General features: G+C 42.7%; 9 protein-coding genes. 5 read left to right on the top strand and 4 right to left on the bottom strand.

What is annotated here, in order from left to right; translation table 11 throughout:
- Nucleotides 1-62: 62 nt before the first annotated feature.
- Both CDG79_RS20475 and CDG79_RS20470 read right to left on the bottom strand, forming a co-directional pair.
- Nucleotides 63-1,301: a ParB/RepB/Spo0J family partition protein gene (locus CDG79_RS20475; RefSeq protein WP_442946240.1), complete on the bottom strand. Its 1,239-nt coding sequence runs from the start codon at nt 1,299-1,301 to the stop codon at nt 63-65.
- Nucleotides 1,298-2,068 carry a ParA family protein gene (locus tag CDG79_RS20470; protein WP_094343761.1) on the bottom strand — a complete coding sequence of 257 codons (771 nt, stop codon included), beginning with the start codon at nt 2,066-2,068 and terminating at the stop codon, nt 1,298-1,300. The genes CDG79_RS20475 and CDG79_RS20470 overlap by 4 nt, the downstream gene beginning before the upstream one ends.
- Nucleotides 2,069-2,216: 148 nt before the next feature.
- On the opposite strand from CDG79_RS20470, the gene CDG79_RS20465 reads away from it, so the two are divergent.
- The 5 genes from CDG79_RS20465 to CDG79_RS20445 all read left to right on the top strand — a co-directional run bounded on the left by CDG79_RS20465 (nt 2,217) and on the right by CDG79_RS20445 (nt 6,060).
- Nucleotides 2,217-2,438 carry a hypothetical protein gene (locus tag CDG79_RS20465; RefSeq protein ID WP_094343760.1) on the top strand — a complete coding sequence of 74 codons (222 nt, stop codon included), beginning with the start codon at nt 2,217-2,219 and terminating at the stop codon, nt 2,436-2,438.
- Nucleotides 2,439-2,499: 61 nt separating this feature from the next.
- Nucleotides 2,500-4,209 carry a DEAD/DEAH box helicase gene (locus CDG79_RS20460; protein WP_094343759.1) on the top strand — a complete coding sequence of 570 codons (1,710 nt, stop codon included), beginning with the start codon at nt 2,500-2,502 and terminating at the stop codon, nt 4,207-4,209.
- A 19-nt stretch (nt 4,210-4,228) separates the two neighbouring features.
- Nucleotides 4,229-5,269, top strand: coding sequence for a hypothetical protein (locus CDG79_RS20455; protein WP_094343758.1), 1,041 nt, complete (start codon nt 4,229-4,231; stop codon nt 5,267-5,269).
- 53 nt (nt 5,270-5,322) lie between these two features.
- The gene (locus tag CDG79_RS20450; RefSeq protein WP_094343757.1) at nt 5,323-5,601 is read left to right on the top strand and encodes a hypothetical protein; all 279 of its coding nucleotides are present in this window, start codon (nt 5,323-5,325) and stop codon (nt 5,599-5,601) included.
- A gap of 12 nt (nt 5,602-5,613) precedes the next feature.
- Nucleotides 5,614-6,060 (top strand): HNH endonuclease, encoded by a 447-nt coding sequence (locus tag CDG79_RS20445; protein ID WP_094343756.1) that lies wholly within the window; start codon nt 5,614-5,616, stop codon nt 6,058-6,060.
- Between the two features lie 142 nt (nt 6,061-6,202).
- Here the strand turns inward: CDG79_RS20445 and CDG79_RS20440 are convergent, their stop codons facing one another.
- Both CDG79_RS20440 and CDG79_RS41185 read right to left on the bottom strand, forming a co-directional pair.
- Complete coding sequence (locus CDG79_RS20440) at nt 6,203-10,777, bottom strand: ATP-binding protein (protein WP_094343755.1); 4,575 nt, start codon at nt 10,775-10,777, stop codon at nt 6,203-6,205.
- Between the two features lie 111 nt (nt 10,778-10,888).
- The gene (locus CDG79_RS41185; RefSeq protein ID WP_223278229.1) at nt 10,889-11,062 is read right to left on the bottom strand and encodes a hypothetical protein; all 174 of its coding nucleotides are present in this window, start codon (nt 11,060-11,062) and stop codon (nt 10,889-10,891) included.
- Between the last annotated feature and the right edge of the window lie 69 nt (nt 11,063-11,131).

Here is an 11,131-nt window from a genome sequence, read left to right as displayed (position 1 = left end):
CAATCATGAATCAAAGGTAAAAAGACTCTAAAAGTAGAGATTACCTGACAATTTACCCCAAGTCACTCATCCCCTAGTAAGGCTTCGAGCTTGTTCAAAAGGTTTACTAGCTGCTTTTGCTTTCTAGGCTCTTTCCATAACTGACGCTTTTTAATGCGCTGGGTGATATTTTGAAGGCGGTCTGGTATTTGGTTAGATGCTTTCGAGTCGGGCGTAAGTTCATCATCCGTCCAAGCGGTGATTTTTTCTTTGATTTGGCTTAAAGACCAATCCGATGCTATCGCTTCGGACAAAAGTTTTTTTCGGATTTCATTATTTCTTACCCGCGCCAAGACTTGTGCTTTGGTGTATTCCAACTGACCAGAACGCAGTGCCATTAAAATTTCTTCGGGCAGATTTAGCAAAGGTAAGCGTGTGGTAATGAACGATAGCCAATTCATGAGTCCCAGGCTCAAAAACACCTCTTGTACCGTTTTCACTTGTTCTTCATCTAGGTTAGGAGAAACGTTTTTCCTAGATTCAGTTTCATCGGCTAAATGGTCAGAAACGTTGTCCCCAGTTTGCGAATTATCTGGGTTAGGAGAAACGTTTTTCCTAGATTCATTTTTCTCGGCTAAATGGTCAGAAATGTTGTCCTCAGATTGTGGATTATCTGGGTTAGGAGAAACGTTTTTCCTAGATTCATTTTTCTCGGCTAAATGGTCAGAAACGTTGTCCTCAGATTGTGGATTATCTGGGTTAGGAGAAACGTTTTTCCTAGATTCATTTAATGAGGATTTTGACGGCTGTTCCCCCTTACTGTGAGCATTCTTCATTCGATACAGCAAGGATTTGACGGCTTCTACATCGCAATGCAGCCGGATTGCCAACAGGTGCAATATCCCTTCAGTTTCTTCAACAGGGTTAAGGTCTGATCGTTGCAGGTTTTCAATCAAAGCCAACTGAAACGCTTGGTCATCTGATAGCTCACGCACAACCACAGGCACAACTTCAAGTTCTGCTTCCAGTCCTGCCCGATAGCGTCGTTCTCCTGCTACTAATTCGTATTTCCCAGAGCCTATTGGACGCACCAACAGAGGTTGGAGGATGCCATGCTGCTTGACTGACGAGACTAATTCTTTTAATGCTTGTGGGTCGAAGTATCGTCGGGGCTGGTGTTGAGGCAGAACTATATCTGAAAGTTTGATAGTAGTTTCAGTAGCATAAGGCAACTCGCCATCTGGGGAGGATAACCAAGGTGCAGGGGGTGGAGTTGTAATTTGACCCCCAAAGGGTTTGTCTGTTTGTTTGCGTCGGATCATAAAGCCTCCAAAGCTAAAGCGATTTCTTCAAGAATAGCGACTACAGGATGTTTCGGGTCAAATACTGCTAGGGGCGCACGTTCTTCTGACGCATCGACAAAAGCGGTAGCTCTGGGGATGGGTGGGAAAATACGACCCCAAGCGGAAAGTTGTTCTTGGATGGCTGCTAATGCACGTTTATCGGCTGAGTTCTGTTGAGCATACCGCGTGGGAACAAACCCTGCTATTTGGATTTTGCGGTTGGCTTTATTTTTTACGTGGGTGATAGTTTGTAAGAGTTCGTCTGTTCCCTCAAAGGCTTTTATATGGGTTTCAACGGGAACGAGTACGTGTGTGGCCGCGACTAAGGCGATATAGGAAAGCAATCCTAAGCTGGGGGGACAATCTATAAGAATGAAGTCGTATTCATTTAGAACAGATTCAATGGCTTCCTTAAGGCGCAACTCGCGCATCGCAGCACTGACTAACTGCATTTCGGCTCCACTTAAGACTCGGCTTGCTGGAACCAAGTCCATGCCGTGAATGCCCTCATGAATTGGTAAGGGCTGCTCGTCGATAATGGCATCAGCAACGGTTTTTTGTAACTGAGATGGCACTAGCCCCATGAATTTAGTTAAGGAGGCTTGGGGGTCTAGGTCAATGAGGAGAACGCGATGTTCTCGTTTTGCTAAGTGATATCCCAAATTTTGGGTCAGTGTCGATTTGGCGACACCACCCGCTTGGTTAAACAGGGCAATAATGCGGCAAAGAGGGTCAGAAGTTGACACTGGCTTTCGTTCCTAGAAGATACGTTGACATTTGGTCAACCGGCTCGGTTTTAGTTTCCAGTTTATTGAAGTGTATCAGAAGAAGAGAAGTTCTAGCTAAGACGGTAATTTCAGCAGTAGACTTTATAGAATCAAGCAACATTAAGTCATGACTATGACAACCAAACAAGCAATTTTTGAAGCGATTGAACAACTGCCATCCCAGCACCAAGAAGACGTGTTGCGGTATGTTCAACAGCTTGCACGTACTCAGAAATCACCAGATCCCAACCTCCCCAATTCCAGTAGCGACCCCCTGGCAAACTTCATTGGTGCAGTATCTTACGCCTCCCTAGCTGCCAACTTAGACTCGGAACTCTATGGCGACTAAGTGCTGAACTGGTCAAATGTACGTGCGCGGTGTGGTCAAAAGTAGCTATTAAGGGTGCATCATGGAGACAAACTATACATTCAAATTCAATTCTGACACTGCCTTATCAGCCCTGAAAGCTGGTAAATACGACCCGCTCAACTTCTACGAGGCGCGTTTAGACCTGTTTAACCTCTCGGTAATGGCAGACTACGATCAGCTAATTTGCCTGCCCACACTAACTGCTATTGACAAATATTGGTATCAGATTGAAACAGCCCGAAAAGTACTTAGACAACTGGGTGGACGCGCATTACTAGCCGATGAAGTCGGATTGGGCAAAACCATTGAAGCGGGACTAATCATAGCCGAGTACTTAGCTAGGGGTATGGTACAGTCCATGCTGGTGTTAACTCCCGCATCCCTAGTTTCCCAGTGGCAGTCAGAGTTAAGTGACAAATTTAATATTGCTACTATCACCACAGATAACCGTGACCCGCAACAACCGATAGATGAATTTTGGACGAATAATCCGCGAATTATCGCTTCATTAAACACGGCTAAGTCTGCTAAACATTATCCCCACGTTACCAGTCGCACTTGGGACTTGGTAGTTGTCGATGAAGCCCACCACCTGAAAAATCGCACTACCCTCAACTGGAAACTGGTCAACGCCCTCAATAAGCGCTTTATCCTCATGCTCACTGCTACGCCAGTGCAGAACTCCCTTATTGAACTGTTTAATCTGCTGACCCTCCTCAAGCCAGGACTGCTACAAACAGAAGCCGCTTTTAAAAAAGAATACGTAGATTCCAGGAATGGACGAGTCCCGAAAAATCCCGAAAAGTTACGCTCCCTGATGCGGGAAGTCATGGTGCGAAATACCCGCGCTCTAGTAGATGTCAAACTGCCCAAACGCTTCGCCACCACAATTACCGTTACCCCGGCAGCAGGCGAGGAGAAACTTTACCAGGACTTAAGCGACTATCTACGTAACTCAGAAGATAAGCTAGACAGACTCTCCCGCACCAATTTGCTGATGCGTGCTGGTTCATCCCCTGGTGCTTTAGCTGACTCCCTCAAGCAATTGACCAAACGCCTACCTGACTCTGAACTGAAGTCTTTAGCAAGACGAGCAGCCCAGGTGAAGCAGGTCGAGAAAGCAAAAGTATTGGTAGAGATGCTCTCAAAATCTTCCCAGAAAACCTTGGTCTTCACGACCCATAAAGCAACTAGCACTTATTTGACCCAAACTCTCCAAGCAGCAAATATCCCCTTTGCAGAATTTACTGGGGGGATGTCCCTTAAACAGAAAGATGAGGCCATCGCTGCATTTCGAGATACAGTTTCTGTACTGCTGGCATCCGAAACAGGCGGAGAGGGACGTAACATTCAGTTTGCGAATGCGATCGTTAATTATGACCTGCCCTGGAACCCAATGAAAATAGAACAGCGCATTGGTCGTATCCACCGCATTGGACAAACCCAGGATGTTTTTATTTTTAACTTTTGTCTAAAAGGCAGTATCGAAGAGTATATTCTGCGGATCTTGCATGACAAAATTAATATGTTTGAACTAGTGGTCGGAGAGATTGAAACAATTTTAGGGAACGTGGATGATGAATTTGACTTTAGTGAAATTGTCATGGATATCTGGCTCAAGCATCAGATCAAGCCCGAATTAGATACAGCCTTCGAGCAATTGGCAGATAATTTGTTGAAAGCCAAAAACCAGTATCAGCAAATTCAGGAACTGGATGAACAGATTTTTGGCGAAGATTTTGAAGCTTGAGAAATTGATTTGACTAACTATGATTTCAGATCCAATTATTGCTACTTTAGAAAAAATTGTTTCTCTGCATGATGGAATAGCAGAACCTGCTGGTGAACACATTTTGAATGTGTTGTTGACAGAAAATATAGCATCGCTGCTTTCGCTCCCAGAAGAAGTTACTTTTACAACTATTGCTGATGTACCCCAAAGTGTTTTTGTCACCTATCATTCAGAAGTCTTAAATAAGCTATCTGAACTATTAGCTGTTAAAGGACTTATTAGTGCGTTGGGTGTTAAAATCGATGGACATCTTAAAAACACAGGCTTTGAGAAAATTTTATTGGAGAGACTCGCACCTCAAAATGGCTTAATTCGTTTTTTAGATGCTAAACCAGAAATTACTCGTTACATCTTGTGTAATGTGGCTTACACAGCGAATGCTTCCGAAAAAAGGATTGGTTTAGTTTCGTTCATTATCAATGAAATAACCGGAGTAACACCAGTAGAAATTGGGGATGCTTTGTTTTGGGAGTCTGACCTAATGACTGTGGAGTATCAAGAGACACCATTGGCGATTCCAATTGAAGAGTTGTTGAGGTTAATCGAACATCAAAGTGCAATATTAATTGGAAAATCTCTAGATAATTGGCAAGCTAAGTTAACAAGAGCAAGAGCTAGGGATGAAGAAAGGCTCAAGGATTATTACAACACGATTAGCGACTCGATTCGCAACAAGATTGAGTTAAAAAAATTGATTGGTGATGAACAAGACAAAGAATTAGCACGAATTGAAGCTACTAATAGAGAGTTAGAGAGAAAATTGTTAGATATCCAAGAGCGTTATGCAATGAGTGTAGAAGCTTGGTTGCACAGTGCAATGATTATCCATCTACCTACGGTACATATTCAGTGTGAGTTGCAACGAAAGAAAGTAAAACGGACTGTAACAGCAGTTTGGAATCCGTTCACTAAAATTCTTGAGCCGCTTCGCTGTGAATTATCAGGAGAACCTGTTTACAATTTCTATTTAGATGACAAGTCAGCCAAAATTATCTCACCGACAGTTTGGAGAAAGTAATTTCTGACATTTACTCTACTAAAATAAAGACTGTATATTTTGAGATAGATGCCATGACAACCAATTTACCTATGAAATTGTCACACTTGCCCAGCAGTTTGCCATTAGATGGTGCTGTCCGCATCGAGCTAGTAGAAGGAGTGCCGATATTTCGAGCTTCCAGTTTAGTACAGGGGCGAATTGAAGCATTATTAATTAAGCAAAAAGAATCTGCACTTACTTCACAGGAAGAAAAAGAATTAGATGAATATGAAGAATTAGACGATTATCTGAGTTTGGTGAATCGGATACTCAGAAATTCATCGCTAACTCAAAACCAAAGTGAATCATAGGGAATTAGAGATTTGTCTGCGAATCGTTACATTAGTGAAGCTACTCAAAATCAAGTACGACAACGAGCCAAGTTTCTGTGCGAATATTGTCACGCATCGGAACAATGGCAATATGTTTCCTTCACTGTAGACCATGTAATTCCTCTTACCAAAGGTGGTGCTAATTCAATTGATAATTTAGCTTTGGCTTGTTTTCATTGCAATCGCAAAAAATCAGATAAACTTAAATCCTTTGATGAAAAGTCGTTATCTGAAGTACCTTTATTCAATCCTCGCACTGATAGTTGGCCAGAACACTTTATTTGGTCAACAGATACACTCTTGATTATCGGCTTGACACCAACAGGACGCGCCACAGTCGTAGCATTAGCATTCAACCGAGCCAGAATAATTAATATTCGCGCTGCTGATAGAGAAATTGGGCGGCATCCACCACCAGATGACCCAATTCAAAATTGAAAATTTAAAATGGTTCAGACCATCGCTTAACTAAAACTAAAAAAGTGTGGGTAAATGGCGAAAAGAAAAACTGAATATTAAAACCAAAGCCTCATAAGTAGGGCTGACATTTTAATTAATCATTTTAAAATACAGAATTAATCTATCTTTCAAACTGCTGCAAGGCTTTGTCTAATCCGTAGGCTCCCGTCTCAGTCAGACTATCAACTAAATCAAGACAGCGCGATCGCAAGTTTTCATCTTTACTTTGACTGTACACGCGGATCAGCAATTCACTGATTTTGTCTGCATCTGATGCACTACGGGTGCGGATGTCAGCAGCCATTAAACTAAAATCTGTAACAAATTTTTCACATACGAGATAAGTAATATCTGGTAGTTTAGCTGTTGTTTTTTCGAGTGCATAAATTAAATCTTGACAATCTGTTTCAAATGCACGGCTTTCAACAAATGCCTGAACCAGACTGACATACTCACCTAGTTGTTCTCCCTCCAAGTGGAAAAAGCAACCAGCAGCTTCAACACGAACTTTCTCGTCAGAATCATTGAAAAGTTGAGTTAACCCAGTTTCACAGAATTCACGGAAATGTGCTGACCGAAGATTAGCAACGAATATTTCAGCCGCTGCAATACGATGTGATTCTGTCCCAGAAAGGCAACGCTCTGCAAATGAATGCGCTTCCTCTATTATTAAAGATGATAAACAAGCTTGCCTAGCACCAACCCTTACTACCTCTGTTAGATCAGAACTAATCATTCGTTCTAAAATTGACGCTAATTTCTGAAAATGTGTTGGTAGTGCGTAGTATAAAAAATCTTCAACAGTTAGTGTGGCTAAAAATACATCCTCAGTTGTACAAAGTTCTAAGAAAAGACTGACAGCTACATCCCTGTTATAGTTCAACATTGCTGTTAGTGCCTCAGCAGCAAAAGACCTCACAGCTATAGAAGGGTCTTGGACTATGTGCTGTATAGGTATTTGGAAGTAAGAAGCACGATTTTTATCAGCAAAAATTAGCTCGGCGATCGTTTTTACCGCACTGCCACGCGTGGAGTTGATTCCCGCATCAATAATATTACCGCCGTAGTTAGACTCTCTACCTGAAGTTTCAGTACGCCACAACTCTTGCTCTGGATCAGGATCTTCTAAGGCGTACCAGACCAGAATATCCAAAGCCTCGCAAGTCCAAGGCAGATCAGCTAACTTCCGAATTAACCAACAAATCCAGCGCCCACAGGGTCGTTGCGGCAGTTGGTGACAGCGTTGGCATACACGAACTGCGGTTTCGACATCTAGTCCAACTTCAGCAATGCCCTGTAAAACTGCATTAAAGTAGGATGAATTAGCATTATCTGGAAACCGCCAGATTAACGAGGCAAAACGTGTAGGCTCCTTCTTAACTTGACTTTCCAGAAGACTTGATAATTGATCCGCCCCTCCTATAAGTTCCCCAGTGCGTTGAAATTTAGTGCCTAAATCATCGTAATCATAACGGGCAATAGCTTTAAGCCATTGCTCATCAGTCATTTTGTCTGTCGCAGCTTCTGGTATTGGAGATCCAACTAAATGAACTTCCATTGACTGTGGTGGCTCTATCTTCCCTGGTGCCTCCAACAACTTTAAATCTGTAAACTTACGTCTCAACTCCTGTAGCCGACGATTGACAGTCTCTGTGCGTTTATGGGGAGGAATGGCATCTAGCAAAACAAGTTGTGGATAACCTCGAAACCAACGACCATCAGTACTTTTCTCATAGTCGGTGTGGTAATCAATAATTACTGCTTGCAGCTTTATTAACTTTTCTTCTGAGGAATGTGGAGTAGTTGCTTCTATCATCTGTCGTGTAGCCCAATAAGGAGCAGCACGAATATTCCCATTACCAGCTCCTCTGTATCCTGTTTTGAGCCTTGAAGGTTGTTCGCACAGATAATCTATAGCCTCCGAAGCAAATCTTTTGCCATTAGCAGCGTAAGCACGAATCAACAGGAACTGGATTGTTTCAAGATTTGAGCCGCGAAGTTGCTCAAGAGCGAAGTTAGCAAAATCTTCAGGGTTGTTTGCAGCTAAACTAGACAGTGCTACTTCCATCTCCATTAACAATTTGTGCCCTATATCGTAGCCTCTGCCATAAGGTCGGTAATACCATACTGAATCATACCAAGGTGGATTACCTTCCCGTATAGCTGTTAATTCCATAACACGGAGCATGAAGGGAAATATATGTTCAATGAATGCTTTGGGAGCATTTCGTGCAGTCTCTCTTAAAATTCGTTCATTAAATTGACTGTGTGGCAGAGCGCCAGATTTGCGTTCAAACAGATTAGGTTGTCCAGCAGCGAGACTTAAATCTAGATATCGATTGAGGTAACAGCTAATAGCTTCACAAGCCCAGTCAGGATGCTGCTTAGGTAAAGAATAAATTTGCATCCAGAAGTCACGGCTGTTATCGATGATCTTTTCTGCTTGGTCAAGAATACCTTCACGAATCAATCGTAGAAACAGATCAAAGAAATGACGCCCTGCGCTGAGTTCAGCACCTTGCACAAGGTTATTGAGCCGATGATGCCATGCTTCAGATGCACCTACAAAGGGTTCCATTAACTCAGCAACCTGCTCCGGGATCTGCCTTTGCATAATCGATAGCAGTTTTACCGTTTGGTCAACACGTTCCTCATTTTTATCTCTTAGCCACTGTTCTATAACTCCAAGGGAATTTAACAGTTTAAACCAGTTTACAGAGCTATACAAAGTGCGCCAAACTTGTTGTGTAATAGGGTCATTTTGATTACCAATTAGTGGAGCAATAATATTCCATTCTTCTTCTTTGGGGACATTTAGTGTTGCAAGCAGGGCAAATATTACCTGTTTTATGTGAAAGCGAATATCAGAGCTACTGAGCAATTCTTTGAGATTATTGAGGTAGCGGTAAAAATCGTCTTCGCGTTCATGAAGAAGAATTTGGCGAACTTGGGCGCGTCGAAATAAATGTTGTTGCTCGCGTTTCCCTAAAAACCGCAACAATTCTTGACCGCGAGATGCAAAGCGACGTGCAAAAGCATAATCAAAAAAACTTTCATGGAAAAATGAAATACGCTTGCCTTCTAAAATTAAAAGATGCTCTGAAGCCATTGCTTTAGCATCGTGTTCAAATTCATCAACAACCCTTTCAGGAGCAGACAAGCTTTGCTGTTGCTGACTACTCATATAATCACATAGCGCATCAATTACCTGCGTCCATTGAACAGGGCGACCAAGACGCTCTCGCACTTTTTCGTTTTTGCGTTTCCAAAACAGGTCGTATAGTTCCTTTGCTGTCTGAAAGTTTAAAACATCTATTGTGGTATCTTCGGCTATTTCTGCAAGCAAACCCAAATGTAAGGGAACAGATAGTAAATCAAGCTGCTTGTCACCTAGTCGTGTCGCATCTAAACCTAATTTTTCGCCAACAACTTCTCTTACTTTTGAATAATCAAGGCGATTGATCGCCACAACTTTAGCGATGCCGTTTTCGCCGCCCAAACGCTTTAATCTGTGGTCATTTTCTAAATCGAACTTGCGGCAAGCCAGCAACACACGAATGTTGGGATGGGCTTGGGCTTGCTTAATAATTTCAGCAACACAATCAAAAAACTGCGGATTTCGACCAGATGCTAGACTTACAGCATCAAGCTGGTCAATAATAAGCACACAATCTCGCCTTTGAGCGATGTTGGCTAAAACAATAGCGGGAGAATCGGGCAAATCGCGTTGCTGTCCAATACTCTTGGGTAAAAACGTTGGTTCTAAATGATCTACACGAAAAGCTAATACTGGAAAACCTTGATTTTGCAGCTTCTCTAATACTTGGAGCATAACGCCGCTCTTACCGACCCCCGCCTCACCTACTAGCAAAATGCTCTGCTTTTTCTCAGTTAATTCCTCAAAGGCAATTTGAGCCTCATCGCGAGGAATGATATCACCGGCGATCGCCTGAGTATCACACAGGGAAGAAAAATAAAGATTATTTGCAGTCTCAACAGCAGCTAAAACATGGGGGTCATTACCCCACTGGCGACGGCGATATTTTCGTTCATGTAGCAAATAATGCCAAATATCATGTGCCGTCAATTCCTGATGAATCCTTTCTAGGGCTAATTCAGCTAGTTCAATTCTGATTGTTTTTGGATCGCCGTCTACTAAAGCTGCGAGAAGACTCTCAATGGTACGAACAAGAACATCCTCACCAAATGTTTCAACACGAACTCGCTTTAAAGCTTCAAAAGCAGCTATTTCAGAACAATTGCCCCATTTTTGGCGGAGTGTGTTGAAGCCACCAGATAGTGTCTTGTTAAGAAAAGCACGCTCAAACTCTGCCCAAGATGCAGCGTCTCTTGCTCGATTGGCTAATTCTTTGAGTTCCTCTGCATCTTGAGTAGAAATGAAGACACAAGAAGCTTTTGGATCACTCAGTTTTTTCCAAAAGTCTGATAAAACTTGTACTTGTGTATCCTCCAAAGCCTTTAATGGCCAACCTCTACGCCCACTTTTTTGTCGTTTAACTTGGTGGTACTCCAATTTCCCGTTGCGACGAATAAAGAACTCGAAAGCATCCTCACCTGGTTCTTCTAAACGGATAGAATCTGCTTTCTCATCCATGACATCTATCATGCAAAATACAGTCCAGCGACCTTCGTAGCGGTTGCCAATTTTGTCGGTCTCTCCACCAGGTAGGGGCATATAATCTCTGTCTCTGAGCAGGCTGCTTTGGAAGATGTCGTGCGTTGTCTAAAGTTAGCGGGAGCTACTTGGGTGGCACTGCTACCAAACATTAGTGATATGATAGCGACTTCAATCCAACCCGTCCATCAATAGCTCGGACATCTCCAGTTGGTCGCGGTTGCGGTTATCGTCGTAAAGAAGTGTATTTAATTTTGCGTGTCTGCTAAGTTTTTGGGCTTTACGCACATTGCCAATCAAAAATTCCTGCTCGGTAACAGCGCTAGTGTCACGGTAGGGCTGCACTGGGATACTTTACACACACCCCGCTTCATTGAGTATGGCTCTATGGCTGGCTTGTCGTTCGTAGAGTAA

The organism is Nostoc sp. 'Peltigera membranacea cyanobiont' 232, assembly GCF_002245985.1.
Lineage (GTDB): Bacteria > Cyanobacteriota > Cyanobacteriia > Cyanobacteriales > Nostocaceae > Nostoc.
This window is presented reverse-complemented; position numbering and strand designations above follow the sequence as displayed.